The organism is Stutzerimonas sp. FeSN7 (assembly GCF_030263795.1).
Taxonomy (GTDB): domain Bacteria; phylum Pseudomonadota; class Gammaproteobacteria; order Pseudomonadales; family Pseudomonadaceae; genus Stutzerimonas; species Stutzerimonas stutzeri.
In genome coordinates, this window is sequence record NZ_JARPMN010000001.1 from 1729066 (window position 1) to 1747875 (window position 18810).

Sequence of the window (18810 nt, forward strand, 5' to 3'; positions counted from 1 at the left end):
GTCGCTTTCCTGGCTCATCCCAACCCATGTGGCCTTTGGTACGGGTCACCACTAGGAGAGGAGGCGCCATGCCCACCATTACTCTTCCCGATGGCAGTCAGCGTTCGTTCGATCATCCCGTTACCGTGGCTGAGGTTGCTCAGTCCATCGGCGCCGGCCTTGCGAAGGCAACCCTGGCTGGCAAGGTCGACGGCAAGCTGGTCGACGCCTGTGATTTGATCGAGCGCGATGCTTCGCTGCAGATCATCACGCCGAAGGATGAGGAGGGGTTGGAGATCATTCGCCACTCCTGCGCGCATCTGGTCGGTCATGCGGTAAAGCAGTTGTATCCGAACGCAAAGATGGTAATCGGTCCGGTCATCGATGAGGGTTTCTATTACGACATCGCCATCGATCGTCCCTTTACCCCGGAAGACATGGCGGCCATCGAGAAGCGTATGGCCGAGTTGATCGACAAGGACTACGACGTCATCAAGAAGGTGACACCGCGAGCTGAGGTCATCGAGGTCTTCACGTCGCGAGGTGAGGATTACAAGCTGCGCCTGGTCGACGATATGCCCGACGAGCAGGCGATGGGTCTGTATTACCACGAAGAATATGTGGACATGTGCCGCGGCCCGCACGTGCCGAATACCCGTTTCCTGAAAGCATTCAAACTGACCCGCATTTCCGGTGCGTACTGGCGTGGCGACTCGAAGAACGAGCAGCTGCAGCGCATCTACGGCACTGCCTGGGCCGACAAGAAGCAGTTGGCCGCCTATATCCAGCGCATCGAGGAGGCCGAGAAGCGTGACCATCGCCGGATCGGCAAGCAACTCGACCTGTTCCATACTCAGGAAGAAGCCCCTGGCATGGTCTTCTGGCACCCGGCTGGCTGGACGCTCTACCAGAACCTCGAGCAGTACATGCGTCAGGTGCAGCGCGAGAACGGCTATCTGGAAGTGCGCACGCCGCAGGTAGTCGACCGCATCCTCTGGGAGAAGTCCGGACATTGGTCGAACTATGCCGAGAACATGTTTACCACCTCGTCGGAAAATCGCGACTACGCAGTCAAGCCGATGAACTGCCCGTGTCATGTGCAGATCTTCAACCAGGGCCTGAAATCCTACCGCGATCTGCCGCTGCGCATGGCCGAGTTCGGCGCCTGCCACCGCAACGAGCCGTCTGGTGCGCTGCATGGCATCATGCGGGTGCGTGGCTTCACTCAGGATGACGCGCACATCTTCTGCACCGAGGAGCAGGTGAAGAAGGAGGCTGCCGACTTCATCAAGCTGACACTCAAGGTCTATGCCGATTTCGGTTTCAGCGATATCGCGATGAAGCTTTCGACCCGTCCGGCGAAGCGTGTCGGTTCCGACGAGTTGTGGGATCGTGCCGAAGGTGCGCTGGCCGAAGCGCTCAATGAGTCAGGTCTGGCCTGGGAGTATCAGCCGGGCGAGGGAGCCTTCTATGGGCCGAAAATCGAGTTCACTTTGCGCGATTGCCTGGGTCGCAACTGGCAGTGCGGTACGCTGCAGTACGATCCGAATCTGCCCGAGCGTCTCGATGCCAGTTATGTGGCGGAGGACAACAGCCGTCAGCGTCCGGTGATGCTGCACCGTGCGATCCTCGGGTCGTTCGAGCGGTTCATCGGCATGCTCATCGAGCACTACGCCGGCGCATTCCCTGCATGGTTGGCACCGACCCAGGCGGTGATCATGAATATCACCGACAAGCAGGCCGCATTTGCCGTAGAGGTGGAAAAAACGCTGGTCCAAAGCGGGTTCCGTGCCAAGTGTGACTTGAGAAACGAAAAGATCGGCTTTAAAATCCGCGAGCATACTTTGCTCAAGACACCCTATCTCTTGGTTATCGGGGATCGGGAAGTCGAAACACGATCCGTTGCTGTGCGCTCCCGCGAAGGCGTCGATATGGGCTCCATGCCGCTCGAACAATTCGCCCAGCTGCTTGCACAGGCGGTTTCCCGGCGTGGTCGCCAAGAATCGGAGTAATCATTATTAAGCGTGAAATGAGACAGGATAGACGAGCTCAGCCCAAGGCACCGATCAACGAAAACATCACCGCGCGCGAAGTGCGCCTGATCGGTGTCGATGGCGAGCAGATTGGCATCGTCTCTATTGATGAAGCGTTGCGGGTCGCCGAAGAGGCAAAGCTGGATCTGGTGGAGATTTCCGCTGATGCGAATCCCCCGGTCTGCCGGATCATGGATTACGGCAAGCATCTCTTCGAAAAGAAGAAGCAGGCTGCGGCTGCAAAGAAGAATCAGCACCAGCAACAAATCAAAGAAATCAAGTTTCGTCCAGGGACGGAAGAAGGGGATTACCAGGTAAAGCTACGCAACCTGGTACGTTTCCTTGAAGATGGGGACAAGGCCAAGGTTTCATTGCGATTCCGCGGCCGTGAGATGGCTCACCAGGAGCTGGGGATGGAACTGCTCAAGCGGGTCGAAGCTGACCTCATTGAGATTGGTACCGTCGAACAGCATCCGAAGCTGGAAGGACGCCAGCTGATGATGGTCATCGCTCCCAAGAAGCGTAAGTAACCTCCCGGGCACTGGCAGGCCTGATGGTTAACTGTTGTTATTGAATGCGGAGTACGAACATGCCAAAGATGAAAACCAAAAGTGGTGCTGCGAAGCGCTTCAAAAAGACTGCTAACGGCTTCAAGCACAAGCACGCTTTCAAGAGCCACATCCTGACCAAGATGACCACCAAGCGTAAGCGTCAGCTGCGCGGTTGCTCGCAAGTGCATCCGTCTGACGTTGCAAAAGTGGAGCGCATGCTGCGCGTTCGTTGATCCGGTCAAGACTCAGAGGAATAACTCATGGCTCGTGTTAAGCGTGGCGTCGTTGCCCGTCGCCGTCACAAGAAAATTCTGAAACTCGCCAAAGGCTACTACGGTGCGCGTTCGCGTGTATTCCGCGTCGCCAAGCAGGCGGTAATCAAGGCTGGCCAGTACGCCTACCGCGACCGCCGTCAGCGCAAGCGTCAGTTCCGCGCTCTGTGGATCGCCCGTATCAATGCTGGTGCTCGTGTCAACGGTCTGTCCTACAGCCGTCTGATCGCCGGTCTGAAGAAGGCGGCCATCGAGATCGATCGCAAGGTTCTGGCCGATCTGGCAGTGAACGAAAAAGCAGCCTTTGCTGCGATTGTCGAGAAAGCCAAAGCTTCTCTGGCTTAAGCCCCGGCAATCACGGATCCTCGGATTCGTTGCAAGTCATCGATAGGGGAAGAGCCTTGTGCTCTTCCCCTATTTCGTATCTGGAAGGGGCTTTTGCAAAAGTGCGCTTGGCGACGGCCCGGCATGGGTCGGTCAGTCAGTGCGGTTCTGCAAGAACCTCTGGAGGTTATGTACATGGAAAATCTGGATGCACTGGTCTCGCAAGCGCTTGAGGCCGTGCAACGAAGCGAAGACGTCGGTGCTCTTGAGCAGGTCCGGGTTCAGTACCTGGGCAAGAAGGGCGAGCTGACTCAGTTGATGCAGACGCTGGGTAAGCTGTCTGCCGAAGAGCGCCCACAGGCTGGCGCGCTGATCAATGCTGCGAAGAATCAAGTGCAGGACGTGCTCAATGCTCGCAAGGCCGACCTTGAGCAGGCTGCTTTAGGAGCGAAGCTGGCAGCCGAGCGGATCGACGTAACCCTGCCGGGGCGCGGTGAGACGTCCGGCGGACTGCATCCAGTGACCCGCACTCTGGAGCGGGTCGAGCAGTTCTTCAGCCATATTGGCTATAGCGTCGCGGAAGGCCCTGAGGTCGAAGACGATTACCACAACTTCGAAGCACTGAATATTCCAGGGCATCACCCGGCGCGTGCGATGCACGACACGTTTTATTTCAATGCCAACATGTTGCTGCGTACGCACACTTCGCCCGTGCAAGTGCGCACCATGGAGTCGCGGCAGCCGCCGATTCGTATCGTTTGTCCCGGGCGAGTCTATCGCTGCGACTCCGATATCACTCATTCGCCGATGTTCCATCAGGTCGAGGGCCTGTTGATCGACGAGGGTGTCAGTTTCGCGGATCTCAAGGGCACCATCGAGGAGTTTCTTCGGGTGTTCTTCGAGAAACCGCTGGGCGTGCGCTTTCGTCCTTCCTTCTTCCCGTTCACCGAGCCGTCTGCGGAAGTCGACATGCAGTGCGTGATGTGCAGCGGCAAGGGCTGCCGCGTATGCAAGCAGACCGGTTGGCTGGAGGTCATGGGCTGCGGCATGGTGCATCCCAATGTATTGCGGATGTCGGGAATCGATCCGGAGCGATATTCCGGTTTCGCCTTCGGCATGGGCGTCGAACGCCTCGCCATGCTGCGTTACGGCGTCAATGACTTGCGCCTGTTCTTCGACAATGACCTGCGGTTTCTCGCGCAATTTCGCTAGTGCCGCCGCCCGTCAACGCATATTTAGGAGAGCAGGATGAAATTCAGTGAACAGTGGCTGCGGAGCTGGGTCAACCCACAGGTTTCGCGTGAGGAGCTGGTCGCCCGTCTGTCCATGGTCGGGCTTGAAGTGGATGCCGTGACACCGGTTGCCGGTAGCTTCAGCGGCGTAGTCGTCGGTGAGGTGCTGGAAACGGCGCAGCATCCTGATGCCGACAAGCTCAGGGTTTGCCAGGTGAGCAATGGCCAGGAGACTTTCCAGGTCGTTTGCGGCGCGCCGAACGTGCGTCCCGGTCTGAAGATTCCTTTCGCCATGATCGGCGCCCAGTTGCCGGGCGATTTCAAAATCAAGAAGGCCAAGCTGCGTGGCGTCGAATCCAACGGCATGCTTTGCTCGGAAACCGAGTTGCAGGTCGGAGGCGACGACAGCGGCCTGATGGAACTCGCCGCCGATGCGCCGGTTGGTACAGATCTGCGCGAGTATCTCGGGCTCGATGATGTGTCTATCGAGATCGGTCTGACACCCAATCGTGGCGATTGCCTCTCTCTAGCTGGTTTGGCTCGGGAAGTCGGTGCCATCTATGGTGCCGAAGTGCGTCCGGTGGAAGTCGGCGTGGCCAGTGTCGCCCATGAAGATGTACGCCCGGTCGAGGTGTTGGCGCCGAAGGCTTGTCCGCGCTACCTCGGGAGAGTGATCCACAATGTCGATCTGACACGCCCGACGCCACTCTGGATAGTGGAGCGCCTGCGCCGTTCCGATATTCGCAGTATCGACGCGGTTGTTGATGTCACTAACTATGTGATGCTCGAGCTGGGCCAGCCGCTGCACGCGTTTGATCTGGATGAAGTCAAGGGCGGCATCCGGGTTCGTATGGCTGAAGAAGGCGAAAAGCTGGTTCTGCTGGATGGCCAGGAAGTCTCCTTGCGCAGCGATACACTGATCATTGCGGATCATGAGCGGCCACTCGCCATCGCTGGCGTGATGGGAGGCGAGCATAGCGGTGTCAGCGCTCCCACCCGCAGCATCTTTCTCGAGAGTGCGTTCTTCGACACGATTGCGCTGGCCGGCAAGGCACGCTCCTACGGTCTACATACGGACGCTTCGCATCGCTACGAGCGGGGTGTCGACTCGCAACTTCCGCGGCAGGCGATGGAGCGCGCGACCAGCTTGCTGCTCGATATCGTTGGCGGGAAGGCGGGTCCCATCGTCGAGGTCGTCAGCGAACGCGATCTTCCAAATATTGCACCTGTAACCCTCCGCGCCGAGCGTATTACCCAGATGCTGGGATTGGAGCTGGACGGTACCGAAGTGGTCCGCCTGCTGACATCGCTGGGTCTTGTAGTGGTGGGCGAGGGTGAAGGGCGCTGGCAAGTCTTCGTTCCAAGTCATCGTTTCGACATCAGCCTTGAAATCGACCTGATCGAAGAGTTGGGCCGCCTATACGGCTATGATCGCTTGCCGGTGCGGTACCCGCAGGCTCGGCTCGCGCCTGAGGCGAAGCCGGAAGCGCGCGCAGAGTTGCCGCTGCTGCGTCGTTTGCTGGTGGCTCGTGGTTATCAGGAAGCGATCACTTACAGCTTCATCGACCCCAAGCTCTTTGAGCTGTTCAGCCCGGACATGAAACCACTGGAGCTGGCCAATCCGATTTCCGCAGATATGGCGGCAATGCGCGCCTCGCTTTGGCCGGGATTGGTGAAGGCGCTGCAATACAACCTCAATCGCCAGCAGTCGCGTGTACGCCTGTTCGAAGCAGGGCTGCGCTTTGTCGGTCAGCTGCCAGCGCTCGAGCAGGAAGCCATGCTGGCAGGTGTGGTGACAGGTAGCCGCGAGCCTGAAGGCTGGGCAAACGCCCGCGAAGCGGTGGATTTCTTCGACGTCAAGGCTGATGTCGAAGCGCTGCTCGCATTCGCTGGGAACGGCAGCGCCTATCGATTCGTTCCTGGTGAACATCCCGCCTTGCATCCCGGTCAAACCGCTCGGATCGAGCGCGATGGCCGGCTGGTCGGCTTTGTTGGAAGTCTGCATCCCGAACTGGCAGGTATGCTGGGGATCGATCAGTCGGTATATCTGTTCGAGCTGAAGCTTTCCGAGATCGCAGACGGCCGCATGCCGCAGTTCTCCGAGCTGTCGCGCTTTCCTGAGGTGCGGCGTGACCTTGCGGTCCTCGTCAACCGTGACGTCGCCGCGCAGGCAATCCTTGACTGCATTCGCGGTGGCGCGGGCGAGAATCTGACGGACCTCAAGCTATTTGATGTCTATCAGGGGAAAGGTATTGATCCTCTTAGCAAAAGTGTGGCAGTCGGCTTGACCTGGCAGCACCCATCGCGCACTCTAAACGACGATGAGGTGAACGACGTAATGCAGAAAATCCTCACCTCCCTGGAAGAAAGGTTCAATGCCACGTTAAGGAAATAGCGTATGGGGGCTCTGACGAAAGCTGAAATGGCGGAACGTCTTTATGAAGAGCTGGGCTTGAATAAGCGCGAGGCCAAGGAACTGGTCGAGCTGTTTTTCGAGGAAATCCGACAGGCGCTCGAGCACAACGAACAGGTCAAGTTGTCCGGCTTCGGCAACTTCGACCTGCGCGATAAACGTCAGCGCCCAGGTCGTAATCCGAAGACGGGTGAGGAAATTCCTATCACGGCGCGTCGTGTGGTGACGTTCCGTCCTGGGCAGAAACTCAAAGCGAGAGTCGAGGCCTATGCTGGAACCAAGCCATAACGACGAGCTTCCTGCCATTCCGGGCAAGCGCTATTTCACCATTGGTGAGGTCAGCGAACTCTGCGCGGTGAAACCCCATGTGCTGCGTTACTGGGAGCAGGAGTTTCCTCAGCTGAACCCGGTGAAGCGTCGTGGTAACAGGCGCTACTATCAGCGGCAAGATGTGTTGATGATCCGTCAGATTCGCGCGCTTCTCTACGATCAGGGTTTCACCATTGGAGGCGCCAGGCAGCGCATGTCCGGTGACGAAGCGCGCGACGACACCACCCAATACAAGCAGCTGATTCGGCAGATGATTTCGGAGCTGGAGGAAGTGCTGCAAGTGCTGAGGAAATAGCTTTCCTTGGCGCTAAAAAACTTTCACATTTTCAGATGCTTAATGTATAGTTCGATCCGCTTTCAGCAGTGCTGACAGCATTCGTCGGGGCGTAGCGCAGCCTGGTAGCGCACTTGCATGGGGTGCAAGGGGTCGAGTGTTCGAATCACTCCGTCCCGACCAAATAACTCCACGACTTAGGCCAGTTCAGAGATGAGCTGGTCTTTTTCGTTTCAGGGACTTTTGCGGGACTTTTCATCCTGCCTTCCTCCTCAGTATCGTCAGCGCCGGTCCCCTCGAATCCGTTGCCGATATCTTGTTGGCCTCATCGATCAGCTTGCCCAGTTCGGCCTCCAGGAGTGGCTGGTGATGCTGCCGTTCTTGTGGCCCAACAGGTCCTTCCTGTCTTCCTCCGTCACGCCGGCGGCGCGAAGCCTGCGACCGAATGTGTAGTTGAGGTCATACACGCGGATAGATGCAATCCCGTTGGTGCTGCTCGGTTGAAGCGCTGCTCAGACAGCGGGCCAGTGCCGCGGCGACGAGGGAGGCGTTCGATACGCCTTTCTTGGTTGCGAGCTCGTCGAGCCGACTGGCGTGTTCGGGCTCGATGAACAGGTTCAGCCGCGTGCGTCTTCTCATAGTTCGCCGTGACTCTGCTGGTCGATCGCGCCGAAGAACCGCAGGTCTTGGCAGATCGAGTTCGAGCTCATAGCGTCTTGCTCGATGCGCCATTCGTCTGCAGCTCGAGTGCCGTTAGCGTCACGGCCAGGCGTGGGATGTTGCTCAGGCGCGAAGACGAAGGCGCGGAACGCACGTTCCGGCGGACGGACGAGGCGATTATTGCGCAAAGTCCAATGGCCGAAATCGCATTGAGCGGGCTTGAGCCTGAGCCACTTGGCAACTGATCTTGAGCGGCAGCCATCCGATCGCGGCGGAGATCAGCGCTGGCTGTCTGAGCCGCCGGCCGGCGCCCCGGGCTTGGGATCCCCAATCAAGTCAATCACGATGTCGATGAACTTGGTGACGTCGAAGGGTTTTTGCAGAATATGATCGAAAAGTCCTGGGGCCTGGCTGGCCAGCCCAGCATGGCCGCCGCTCATGAGCACGATCGGGATATGTGACCACTCAGCGTGTCGGCGAATCTCCTCGGCCAGCTCCAAGCCATTCATCAAAGGCATCATGAAATCGCATACAACCAGCGATAGTCCTTCGCGATGCAAGGCTTCCAGTGCCTTCTTGCCATTGCTTGCTTGCGTGACCATGAAGCCTACGTCTTCAAGCGCAAGGGTCAGGACCTCGACAATCAAGTATTCATCATCGACTACCAAGACCGTTGTCATGGATAAAAACCTTATCGACCGCTAGCGATCTTGCGGTGTGAGTGTGCCGTTCGACGTCAATGAGTAACCACCCGGTCCGATCTGGGCGGACAGCGTGGTGCGCTCATAGGGGCCGTTACGGCGTTTTATGATCCTCAGAGTTGGCTCGCTGGTGCCTGGCCCCTCGGTGAAGCCGGCCAGAATGACGTTATCGAACAGGCTGCAAAGCTCTGCCGGAGGCGCCACGGGGGCATTCGCAGCGAAGAAATTGAGCTCCCACGTTGCCACCATCGTGGTACCCAGTGCGCGCGCCTCGTTCACCAGTGCGCTGACGAATTCCAACTGTCGGCCTTGCTGCAAGCTGGGGCGCGTCAGCGCGGCCAATGTGTCAATTACGATGCGAGAAAGCTGCTTGTGTCTGATCCGGGCGAGCATATCCAACGCCATCCGATCAGGAATGAACTGTGTCGTTGGTTGCCAGTGAAAGTCGAGACGCCCCTGCTCAACCGGCTTTTCAAGCCCGAGCTCAAGCTGACCTGATTTCCTGAGCAGTTGTTCGGGCGACTCGACGAAACCGAAGAAAGCCCCATGTTCGTCCGGTGCCGCGCCGGCAAGGAAATTGAGCGCAAAAGTCGTCTTGCCTGCACCGGAGGGACCAATGACCAGCGTTGCGCTGCGCTCGATGAACCCGCCACCCAAGGCTTCATCCAGGCCCTCAATGCCGGTTGGTAGCATTCGCTCGCCGAGTGAGAGTGGGGCAGTTGGCTGGCTCAACAGTGCTTCGATTCGAGGATAAATGGCAATCCCATTGCTAGTGATCTCGTACTCGTGCTCCCCGGAAACATAGTCCGAGCCCCGGTACTTGTGCACGCCGAGCCGGCGATAGGAGCGCATGCCGACCCGTTCTTCCTTGAGGGAGAACACGCCATCAACCATCGTCAGCTCCGGGCTGCCATGATCGATCTCTGCACTGGTCAAAAGCAGCGTGGTGCAACCGGCAAAACTGGCGTGTACCTGAAGCTCGGCGACAAACTTCTTCGTGTTCAGTGGGGTGTCCGAGCGGCTACGGACGTTCATCAGCCCGTCGAGGACCAGAAGGGTAGCCTTGTGCCGGATGATCTCGCGGCGAAGCAGCTTCAGGACCTCGTCGAGCCCCTCGTTCTCGAGTGTGTCGAAGGCGCTGACGTACAGCATGCCTGCGCCTATCTCGGCTGAGTTGAAGAAACTGAGCGTCGACAGGTACTGGAAGAGGCGGTCGTGCGGCTCTGAAAGGAGAGAGGCGAAAATGACTTTTCCGCCTTGGGCCGTGTGATGGAAGGCGACCTGGTTAGCGAAGATGGTCTTGCCCGAACCCGGTCGTCCTTGAATTAAATAAGCGGCCCCGGCGACGAAACCGCCGTGGGTAATGGCGTCTAGACCATCTATACCGCTTTCCAAGCGCTCAAGTGCTTTCACGTCAATCTGCCTGGTGAATGAGGGCGTTGGGGAATTTGTCTCGGGGCCTGGCTACAAGTGCGCCGGATGTACGATTTGGCCGACGCAGGAATGCTTCGAACCGGCACATTTTTCGTTTCCCGTTGCGATAGCGGACACGTCAGGTCGCTGAGAGTAACCAGGCGTAACGTTAAACCTGACTATGAAATAAAGCGGGCAATGTAACACAGGGTTTGTACCGTCTGCCGCTGACGTTAATGAGTCGGTGATTTAGGCAATGGGCTCGACATGGGAACCCTCTTTTCTCGGGTTTTGCTGGGGATTCGATCTATACGAAGCCGCCCAGCGAATTACCGCCGTGCCGCCCGCGGGAACTTGGTCGCGCGTTTCGGCGGCGACGAGTCCGTGATCTTGGCCCGCAGCACCGCCTTGGAACTAGAATGGACCTGACCGCCCTGCATCGAGGGCCCCGCTGGTCGACGGTTCCAATACTTCTCACTCGGGCGCCTCGATCGGGATCCGCCTTTTCCCTGAGAGGGGCATACCGCCGCGGACCTTATGCTTAGCGCGAACATCGGCTCGCAACCCCAAGCAGGGAAGGGCTCTGGCGCGGTCGGTAAACTGTTGCCGCTGCAATTGCGTACTTCAGCGTTGGTAGAGCTGACCCCAGCCTGCGCAGGCGCGTACCGGTTTCCACGCAAGCTCGTTGGAATTCGAAGTGGCCGACGGCGCCCTGATAGACGACGCCAAGGCATCCCGCCCGATAATGGAAGGCGCAGGCGCAAGGCGTCCGGCTTGCGGGCGACGACTTCGGTACCGGCTACGCGGCCCCGGTCTTATCTCGCCGATCCCCCATCGATGTCGTCAAGCTGGACCGGTCCTTCGTGACGGGGATGGCGGGAGACGTTGACCGGTATCTCTTCACGTGCACCATCGTGGATATGGCTCGCTCGCTGAAACTGCATGTCGTAGGGTGTCGAGGATGCCGAGATACTGGAGCTGTTGCGAGTAGTGGGATACGACTAGGGGCCAAGCTATCTGTTCGCACGCCCCTATCGCTCGATTCGCCAGGCTGCCGTAGGTCGCGAAACGGCAGAACGACCAAAATCCGTCTTAAAAAGCTGTTGACAAGAACAATTATGCACATATGGCTACCACTTCGGCGCGACTGCCTAACCGGCTGATGCGACGCGTTGGCGCAGATCGATAAGTGACTGATTTATAAGGGGTAAGGCGAGCTGAACAAAATCTCGCCGATCTGTTTGCGATCCGCGCCAGACGGGCGTTTGCGCCAGCCATCCAAAATTTGCTCACAGTCTTATCCACAGCTTCTGTGGATAAGGATCTAACTCCTAACCGTAGCGGGGTTTTGCAGCGCCAAATTGGCCCGCATCAGAATAGGCGGGCATTGTTACCGTCTTGAGAACGGCGGAGAGGTCGATGGGGGCGGTATAGGCGTGCTATTGCCGATTCACGCATCGCGTTTACGATCTCGGTTCTAGATGTTTGCCACGTACCCTGCCACCTAACGCTCTCGCAATTATGCAGCTGAGAATCAGAATCACAGTCATCGAATGCCTCTTCGACTGCTACCCCTGTGCCTGATCGCACTCGGCATTCGCCGTACGAAGCCCAGATATTTCTTGACTTTTAACAGTTCCGGCGCAGAGTTTGTAAAGTACTGTAAAAAAAACCCTTGGGCTTGGCTGAATTTGGTTTTCCGGCGCTTGTCATGCCGCGCTTGCCAGCAAAAGCGCGCCATTTCCCCGCTGGAAGCCCTTTTCGGCTCGCGCAGCGGCCTGTTCGAAGATTTTCTCGGCAGCGATTTCTTCCGCATCGGAGAAGAGTCGGCACCGGCTGCAGCCGCTGCCGATGAAGTGGACGATGCGCCGTTTGGCGAACCAGCCTCCACAGCATCTGGCATGCCGCGCCGTCGCGGTAGCGGGTTGGCCAGCCGCATCAGCGAGCACTCCGAGGCGCTGTTGCAGGAAGCCGCCAAGCATGCCGCGGACTTCGGTCGCTCCGAAGTCGATACGGAACACCTGCTGCTGGCGCTGGCCGACAGCGATGTGATCAAGACCATCCTGAGCCAGTTCAAGATCAAGGTCGATGACCTCAAACGCCAGATCGAAGCCGAAGCCAAGCGCGGCGACAAGCCGTTCGAAGGCGAGATCGGCGTGTCGCCACGGGTGAAGGATGCGCTCAGTCGCGCCTTCGTCGCCTCCAATGAATTAGGACACTCCTACGTCGGGCGCGAGCACTTCCTGATCGGTCTGGCCGAAGAGGGCGAGGGGCTGGCCGCCAACTTGCTGCGCCGCTATGGCCTCACGCCGCAGGCCCTGCGCCAGCAGGTAAACAAGGTGGTCGGCAAAGGTGCGGAGGATGGCCGCGCCGAGACGCCGACCAATACGCCGGAGCTCGACAAGTATTCGCGCGATCTCACCAAGATGGCCCATGCGGGCAAGCTGGATCCGGTCATCGGCCGCGCGCAGGAAATCGAAACCACCATCGAGGTGCTGGCGCGGCGCAAGAAGAACAACCCCGTACTGATCGGTGAGCCTGGCGTGGGCAAGACCGCCATCGTCGAAGGGCTGGCACAGCGCATGGTGGCTGGCGAGGTGCCCGAGACGCTGCGCGACAAGCGCCTGGTGGAGCTGAACATCAATTCCATGGTGGCCGGCGCGAAGTACCGTGGCGAGTTCGAGGAGCGGGTGCAGAAGGTGCTGAAGGAGATCGCCGAGCACCAGGGCGAGATGATCCTCTTCATCGACGAGGTGCACACCATCGTAGGTGCCGGCCAGGGCGGCGGCGAAGGCGGGTTGGACGTGGCCAACGTCTTCAAGCCGATGATGGCGCGTGGTGAGCTGAACCTGATCGGCGCGACGACGCTCAACGAGTACCAGAAGTACATCGAGAAGGACGCCGCGCTGGAGCGGCGCTTCCAGCCGGTCATGGTGCCCGAGCCAACGGTGGCGCAGACCATCATGATCCTGCGCGGCCTGCGCGACACCTTCGAAGCGCACCACAAGGTCAGCATCACCGAGGACGCGATCATCGCGGCCGCCGAGCTGTCCGATCGCTACGTCACCGCGCGCTTTTTGCCGGACAAGGCCATCGATCTGCTCGATCAGGCTGCCGCCCGTGTGAAGCTGTCGGCGACGGCCCGCCCCGTTGCGGTGCAGGAGTTGGAGGCCGAACTGCACCAGTTGCGTCGAGAGCAGGACTACCTGGCCTCCCGCAAGCAATACGACAACGCGGCGGAGGTCGGCAAACGCATCGAAGCCAAGGAGGCCGAACTCAAGACGCAGGTCTACGACTGGGAGCGCGAGCGCGGCTCGGGCAGCGCCGAAGTCAAGGCGGAACACGTGGCGCAGATCGTCTCGCGTCTGACCGGCATCCCGGTCAATGAGCTGACCGTGGAGGAGCGCGAGAAGCTGCTGCACCTGGAGCAGCGGCTGCACGAGCGCCTGGTGGGGCAGGACGAGGCGGTACGCGCGGTGGCGGATGCGGTGCGGCTGTCGCGCGCGGGTCTGCGCGAAGGCAGCAAGCCCGTGGCCACGTTCCTGTTCCTGGGGCCCACCGGTGTCGGCAAGACCGAACTCGCCAAGGCGCTGGCCGAATCCGTCTACGGCAACGAGAGCGCCCTGTTGCGCATCGACATGTCGGAGTACGGCGAGCGCCATACCGTGGCGCGGCTGGTGGGCGCTCCACCGGGCTACGTCGGCTATGACGAAGGCGGCCAGCTCACGGAGAAGGTCCGTCGCAAGCCCTACAGCGTGCTGCTGCTCGACGAGATCGAGAAGGCTCACCCCGATGTCTACAACATCCTGCTGCAGGTGTTCGACGACGGGCGGCTCACCGACGGTAAGGGTCGCGTGGTGGACTTCACCAACACCATCATCATCGCCACCTCCAACCTGGGCTCCGACATCATTCAGCGCCGGCTGAAGGCGCGCGGAGCGGCCGGCGAGGAGTACGAGAAGACCAAGGCAGAGGTGATGGACGTGCTGCGCGGGCACTTCCGCCCCGAATTCCTCAACCGCATCGACGAGCTCATCGTCTTCCATGCGCTGGGCAGGGAGGAGATCCGCCACATCGTCGGCCTGCAACTCGATCGCGTGGCCCGCAGTGCCGCAAGCCAGGGCGTGACGCTGACGTTCGATGGGACGCTGGTCGATCACTTCGCGGAAGAAGGCTACAAGCCCGAATTCGGCGCTCGCGAGCTCAAGCGACTGATTCGCAGCGAGTTGGAAACGGCACTGGCGCGCGAGATGCTCGGCGGTGGCATCGGCAAGGGCGATCACGCCCATGCACGTTGGGACGACAAGGCGGAGCGGGTCGCCTTCGACCGCAAGCAACCCGCTCCGACCAGCGCCGAAGCACCCTCTGGATCTGCGCAACCGCCGGGCCCGCCCAGGGAGTCGAGCAAGGGGACGCGCAAGAAGAAGTCCGAAAGTGGCAAGGCATGAAGCACGGGGCTGCCCTAATCCTGAAAATGGGAGACGGGCAGCCCGTCCATCCAGGTGCGGCGTCCCTGCGTGCGCGTGGGGGAGTACGCGCCGCATCCTGTCGTGACGACCTGTTGGTCTGCCGATATCGCCCGCCAAATGACCACGTGCTTCGGCATGGACGAAGGCCTGGACTGGCGCAAGAGGCGTAGCGACCGCGATTTTTTAGGAGTGGCCTGTTTCTGAAGGAGTGGCGCATGAACAGCAATCAGACCGGGACGACACTTGAACGACTCCGCCGTGACTGGGCGGTGATGACGTTTTACGAACGCTTCGAGCAGGCCGTCGCCATCATCCTTTCAGCGGTGATCGCGGTGATTATCCTGGTGTCCCTGGTGCAGCTGATTCAGATTGTCTTCAGCCTGCTGATCATCGATGCATTCAATCCGCTCGACCACAAGATCTTCCAGAGTGTGTTCGGCATGATCATGACGCTCCTGATCGCGATGGAATTCAAGCACTCCATCGTGCGCGTGGCCTTGCGCCGTGACAGCATCATTCAGGTCAAGACGGTCATCTTGATCGGGTTGATTGCCCTGTCCCGCAAGTTCGTGATTCTCGATCCCGATGTCGGCCCCGCCAAAGTCGCCGCATTGGCCGGCGCCACTCTGGCCCTGGGGCTGACCTATTGGCTGTTGCGTGAGCGCGATGACCGAATTGTCTAGGACGGCACGGCTGCCAGCGGCTGGTCCAGGCCACAAACGTCGAGTCTGGCTACGGCATCGCTTGAGCGACCGCCTACAGACAGTGCAGCCGGCTTGCACTTTGATCGGTATCACTCGCCAGCGGCCTTTTACTCGGCGAAAGGGGGCTATGGATCGCCCCGGGAGCAAGCCTACTTGCCTTGTTATTCGAACCGGCGGCAGCTGCGGCGCCGACGCTGAAGTTGTATGGCGCACGTGCCATCCGGTCGGGTGAAGCACCCGAAATCGAGGGTGTACGAACGTTTACCTGTAACCGCTCCTGATATGGGCTGAGGGTCAAGGCTATGGCCGCTGAAGGCAACGCAGGACAATTATTGAGTGTCATTACGTTGCTTGCCGCCGCCGTGGTGGCAGTGCCGCTGCTCAAACGCATCGGGTTCGGCTCGGTGCTGGGTTACCTGGCGGCGGGGATGATGATCGGTCCCTTCGGACTGCAACTGATCCATGACCCCCACACCATCATTCAGGTGGGCGAGTTGGGTGTGGTGATGTTTCTTTTTGTGATTGGACTGGAGCTGAAACCCTCGCATCTATGGGAATTGCGCGGTCAGATCTTTGGGCTGGGCAGCCTGCAGGTGGTGGTCTGTGCTTTTCTGCTCACCTTCGTCGGCATGGCCTTTGGTTTCCCCTGGCAGGTGTCGTTTGTGTGCGCGGCCGGTTTTGTACTCACATCCACGGCCTTGGTTATGCAAGTCCTCTCGGAGCGCGGTGACATAACCGAGCCGAGGGGGCAGCGCATCGTGTCCATCTTGCTGTTTGAAGACTTGTTGATCGTGCCGTTACTGGCGGTGGTGGCTTTTCTGGCGCCCACTGAAGTGGTGCATGAACCCACTTCACCTCTTTGGCAGCGCATAGGTATCGCCGCCCTGTCCTTGGGCGCGCTGGCTGCCATCGGATTGTGGCTGCTCAATCCCTTGTTTCGGGTATTGGCTCAAGCCAAAGCGCGCGAGGTGATGACCGCCGCCGCGCTACTGGTGGTGCTGGGCGCAGCGCTGCTGATGGAAATCGGCGGGCTTTCAATGGCGATGGGCGCGTTCGTTGCCGGCGTGCTGCTGTCGGAATCCACCTTCCGCCACCAGTTGGAGGCCGACATAGAGCCGTTTCGCGGTCTGCTGCTGGGGCTGTTTTTTCTTGGCGTCGGCATGGCGTTGGATCTGCAAGTGGTGGCCACGAACTGGATGCTCATCACCTCTGGTCTGCTGGCGCTGATGCTGGTCAAGGCGCTGTGTATTTATGGAGTCGCGCGCCTCGCGAAGAGCTCCCATGGCGATGCGCTGGACCGCGCCGTGCTTATGGCGCAGGGTGGCGAATTTGCTTTTGTGTTGTTTGCCGAGGCGCTCAAGCTCAGGGTCATAAGCCCCGAAGTCAACGCCAATATGACGGCTATCGTGGTGCTCTCCATGGCCATTACGCCGGTGACCTTATTGCTGTACAAACGGTTTGCGCGCGCGCAAAGCGTTTCGATGGACGGCGTGGAGCCCGCACATAATCTGCGAGGCAATGTACTCATCATCGGTTTTGGCCGCGTGGGTCAGATTGCCTGCCAGGCACCGCTCGCTCAGGGAGCGAAACTTTCCATTATCGAAATAGATCCGGAGGTGATCCGTGCCGTGGAGCCCTATGGTTTCAAGGCCTATTACGGTGATGGTGCCCGCCATGAAATATTGCATGCTGCCGGCGCCCATAACGCCCGCACCATCATCGTTTGTGTAAATGACAAAAAAGCCGCGACACGCATCGTCGAAAGTACGCGGCACTACTGCCCGCAGGTGAAATTGCTGGTACGTGCCTTTGACCGCGAGCATGCGCTCGAGCTGGTCAAGCATGACGCCGATTACATAGTGCGGGAAACCTTTGAGTCGGCCCTGCTGCTCGGACGTCAGGCCGTGCTGACGCTGGGGGCGTCTGAGCACGAAGCCGACGCGGTGACCGATGAAGTGCGCATGCGCGATGCCGAGCGTTTTGCTCTGGAAACAGCGGGTGGTCTGTTTGCCGGGCGAGCGCTGGTGCTGGGAAACATCGAGCGTATCGAACCGCCGAACCAAGAAGCGCGGGCCCCCCAGTGAGCATTCATTCGGGATCGTATGGGTCTGTCGCCCTCGACCGTCTCGCCCTGTATCGCTGCCTTGCAGCAGGGGCAACGGGTGACCTCGCAACGCATCGTCCCTGGACCATCACAAACGCCCTGCGCGAAGTTCCAAGTGGCCTTGAAAACGCTGATTTGATATCCGCTCGCAAGGATTTCTCTCAGCTCCTCAACATCTTTTGAATAAGTAGGAGGGCGCATGTTCACTCCGAATTCCATTCCCTATCAGCAACAACCTGGCTTTCAGCGCACATACCGCCAAGGCCGCCTGACCCTGGGGCTTTTCTTCCCTCTCGAAGCCTTTGCCGGTGATACGCCGAGCATGCTCGACCAGGCGAGCCTGGCCCAACGTGCCGACAAGCTGGGTTTCTCTGCTCTCTGGTTTCGCGACGTGCCGCTACGTGACCCCAGTTTCGGTGATTCGGGCCAGGTTTTCGATCCTTGGGTCTACCTGGGTTATATGGCGGCACACACGCGCTCGATTGCGCTGGGTACCGCCTCGATCATCCTGCCAATCCGCAATCCCCTACACACCGCCAAGGCCGCAACCAGTGTCGATCAGCTCAGCGGTGGCCGCCTGTTACTCGGCGTGGCTTCCGGTGACCGGCCGGTGGAGTTTCCCGCGTTCGGTGTCGACCCGGAACAACGTGACAGCCTGTTCCGCGAATACCTTCAGGTATTTCGCGAGGTTCAGCGCAGCAGTTTCGTGCCTTTGACCTGGTCCGGCGGCACGCTTGAAGGCGCAGATCTGATTCCCAAGCCGACCACGGCGGAAATACCTTTCTTTGTCACCGGCCATAGCCGCCAGACGCTGGATTGGATCGCCCGCTACAGTCATGGCTGGATCAGTTATCCGCGCCCCCCGAAGACGCAGGCGCTGGTTGTCGAGAACTGGCGCGCTGCGGTTCGTACCGAATGCGGTGAGCTGTTCAAACCCTTCACCCAGTCGCTATACATCGACCTGACGGATAACCCGCAGACACCACCTCGCCCGATCCACCTGGGCTATCAACTAGGGCGATATCACCTGATCTCGTTGCTGGAAAGTTTGCAGGAGATCGGGGTTAACCATGTGATCGTCAATCTGAAATACGGCCAGCGCCCCGCGAGCGAGGTTATCGAAGAGCTCGGCCAGTTCGTTCTACCGAACTTCGTCCTGTCAACATGAGCGACAAGAGTCTGGCGAGCTACACAATTCGCTTCAGCTTTTTCTCATGCGCAAAATCGGCATTGCTACGATCGAGGCGGCGTTGAAGGGAAAAGGGCATTCCAGCCGAGTCACGCCGATGGCTCAGCGGAGTACCCGGAAAGATGATCCCAGACGAGAGATGGCAGAAGATGAACCAGACCG

Annotated in this window: 13 protein-coding genes, 1 tRNA gene and 3 pseudogenes; 14 read left to right on the forward strand and 3 right to left on the reverse strand. The window is 59.3% G+C overall.

Going from position 1 to position 18810, the window contains the following annotated elements; translation table 11 throughout:
- Nucleotides 1-68 precede the first annotated feature (68 nt).
- The 9 genes from thrS to P5703_RS08180 all read left to right on the forward strand — a co-directional run bounded on the left by thrS (nucleotide 69) and on the right by P5703_RS08180 (nucleotide 7591).
- Nucleotides 69-1991, forward strand: coding sequence for a threonine--tRNA ligase (gene thrS / locus P5703_RS08140; RefSeq protein ID WP_045632255.1), 1923 nt, complete (start codon nucleotides 69-71; stop codon nucleotides 1989-1991).
- Nucleotides 1991-2542, forward strand: a complete 552-nt coding sequence (gene infC / locus P5703_RS08145; RefSeq protein ID WP_169918131.1) for a translation initiation factor IF-3 — start codon at nucleotides 1991-1993, stop codon at nucleotides 2540-2542. Before thrS ends, infC begins: the two co-directional genes overlap by 1 nt.
- 59 nt (nucleotides 2543-2601) lie before the next feature.
- On the forward strand, nucleotides 2602-2796 hold the full coding sequence (gene rpmI, locus P5703_RS08150) for a 50S ribosomal protein L35 (protein WP_003298367.1): 195 nt from the start codon (nucleotides 2602-2604) through the stop codon (nucleotides 2794-2796).
- 27 nt (nucleotides 2797-2823) lie between these two features.
- Entirely contained in the window at nucleotides 2824-3180 is a 357-nt protein-coding gene (gene rplT, locus P5703_RS08155; protein ID WP_003282569.1) for a 50S ribosomal protein L20, read from the forward strand.
- A gap of 174 nt (nucleotides 3181-3354) precedes the next feature.
- Nucleotides 3355-4371 (forward strand): phenylalanine--tRNA ligase subunit alpha, encoded by a 1017-nt coding sequence (gene pheS, locus P5703_RS08160; RefSeq protein ID WP_011913484.1) that lies wholly within the window; start codon nucleotides 3355-3357, stop codon nucleotides 4369-4371.
- 36 nt (nucleotides 4372-4407) lie between these two features.
- Nucleotides 4408-6786 carry a phenylalanine--tRNA ligase subunit beta gene (gene pheT, locus P5703_RS08165; protein ID WP_014596926.1) on the forward strand — a complete coding sequence of 793 codons (2379 nt, stop codon included), beginning with the start codon at nucleotides 4408-4410 and terminating at the stop codon, nucleotides 6784-6786.
- Between the two features lie 3 nt (nucleotides 6787-6789).
- The gene (gene ihfA / locus P5703_RS08170; protein WP_011913482.1) at nucleotides 6790-7092 is read left to right on the forward strand and encodes an integration host factor subunit alpha; all 303 of its coding nucleotides are present in this window, start codon (nucleotides 6790-6792) and stop codon (nucleotides 7090-7092) included.
- Nucleotides 7073-7429: a MerR family transcriptional regulator gene (locus P5703_RS08175; protein WP_011913481.1), complete on the forward strand. Its 357-nt coding sequence runs from the start codon at nucleotides 7073-7075 to the stop codon at nucleotides 7427-7429. Before ihfA ends, P5703_RS08175 begins: the two co-directional genes overlap by 20 nt.
- Nucleotides 7430-7514: 85 nt before the next feature.
- Nucleotides 7515-7591, forward strand: a tRNA-Pro gene (locus P5703_RS08180).
- Between the two features lie 72 nt (nucleotides 7592-7663).
- Here the strand turns inward: P5703_RS08180 and P5703_RS08185 are convergent.
- The 3 genes and pseudogenes from P5703_RS08185 to P5703_RS08195 all read right to left on the reverse strand — a co-directional run.
- Nucleotides 7664-7893 (reverse strand): annotated as a pseudogene (locus P5703_RS08185) (tyrosine-type recombinase/integrase); the annotation flags it as partial.
- Nucleotides 7894-8346: 453 nt separating this feature from the next.
- Nucleotides 8347-8748, reverse strand: coding sequence for a response regulator (locus tag P5703_RS08190; protein WP_125876950.1), 402 nt, complete (start codon nucleotides 8746-8748; stop codon nucleotides 8347-8349).
- 21 nt (nucleotides 8749-8769) lie between these two features.
- Complete coding sequence (locus tag P5703_RS08195; protein ID WP_125882522.1) at nucleotides 8770-10182, reverse strand: ATPase domain-containing protein; 1413 nt, start codon at nucleotides 10180-10182, stop codon at nucleotides 8770-8772.
- A gap of 767 nt (nucleotides 10183-10949) precedes the next feature.
- Here P5703_RS08195 and P5703_RS08200 point away from each other — a divergent pair.
- The 5 genes and pseudogenes from P5703_RS08200 to P5703_RS08220 form a co-directional block, all read left to right on the forward strand.
- A pseudogene (locus P5703_RS08200) lies at nucleotides 10950-11345 on the forward strand (EAL domain-containing protein); the annotation flags it as partial.
- Between the two features lie 561 nt (nucleotides 11346-11906).
- Nucleotides 11907-14630 (forward strand): annotated as a pseudogene (clpK, locus tag P5703_RS08205) (heat shock survival AAA family ATPase ClpK); the annotation flags it as partial.
- Nucleotides 14631-14866: 236 nt separating this feature from the next.
- Nucleotides 14867-15334 carry a phosphate-starvation-inducible PsiE family protein gene (locus P5703_RS08210; RefSeq protein WP_011913477.1) on the forward strand — a complete coding sequence of 156 codons (468 nt, stop codon included), beginning with the start codon at nucleotides 14867-14869 and terminating at the stop codon, nucleotides 15332-15334.
- Nucleotides 15335-15657: 323 nt separating this feature from the next.
- The gene (locus P5703_RS08215; protein ID WP_265662419.1) at nucleotides 15658-17439 is read left to right on the forward strand and encodes a monovalent cation:proton antiporter-2 (CPA2) family protein; all 1782 of its coding nucleotides are present in this window, start codon (nucleotides 15658-15660) and stop codon (nucleotides 17437-17439) included.
- Between the two features lie 219 nt (nucleotides 17440-17658).
- Nucleotides 17659-18627, forward strand: a complete 969-nt coding sequence (locus P5703_RS08220; protein WP_265662421.1) for an LLM class oxidoreductase — start codon at nucleotides 17659-17661, stop codon at nucleotides 18625-18627.
- Nucleotides 18628-18810 lie beyond the last annotated feature (183 nt).

Excerpts from the sequence above, each read along its gene's own strand:
- rpmI (WP_003298367.1), top strand. The coding sequence starts at position 2,602 with ATGCCAAAGATGAAAACCAAAAGTGGTGCTGCGAAGCGCTTCAAAAAG.
- thrS (WP_045632255.1), top strand. The coding sequence starts at position 69 with ATGCCCACCATTACTCTTCCCGATGGCAGTCAGCGTTCGTTCGATCAT.
- rplT (WP_003282569.1), top strand. The coding sequence starts at position 2,824 with ATGGCTCGTGTTAAGCGTGGCGTCGTTGCCCGTCGCCGTCACAAGAAA.
- pheS (WP_011913484.1), top strand. The coding sequence starts at position 3,355 with ATGGAAAATCTGGATGCACTGGTCTCGCAAGCGCTTGAGGCCGTGCAA.
- pheT (WP_014596926.1), top strand. The coding sequence starts at position 4,408 with ATGAAATTCAGTGAACAGTGGCTGCGGAGCTGGGTCAACCCACAGGTT.
- P5703_RS08190 (WP_125876950.1), bottom strand. The coding sequence starts at position 8,748 with ATGACAACGGTCTTGGTAGTCGATGATGAATACTTGATTGTCGAGGTC.
- P5703_RS08220 (WP_265662421.1), top strand. The coding sequence starts at position 17,659 with ATGTTCACTCCGAATTCCATTCCCTATCAGCAACAACCTGGCTTTCAG.
- P5703_RS08215 (WP_265662419.1), top strand. The coding sequence starts at position 15,658 with ATGGCCGCTGAAGGCAACGCAGGACAATTATTGAGTGTCATTACGTTG.
- P5703_RS08210 (WP_011913477.1), top strand. The coding sequence starts at position 14,867 with ATGAACAGCAATCAGACCGGGACGACACTTGAACGACTCCGCCGTGAC.
- ihfA (WP_011913482.1), top strand. The coding sequence starts at position 6,790 with ATGGGGGCTCTGACGAAAGCTGAAATGGCGGAACGTCTTTATGAAGAG.
- P5703_RS08175 (WP_011913481.1), top strand. The coding sequence starts at position 7,073 with ATGCTGGAACCAAGCCATAACGACGAGCTTCCTGCCATTCCGGGCAAG.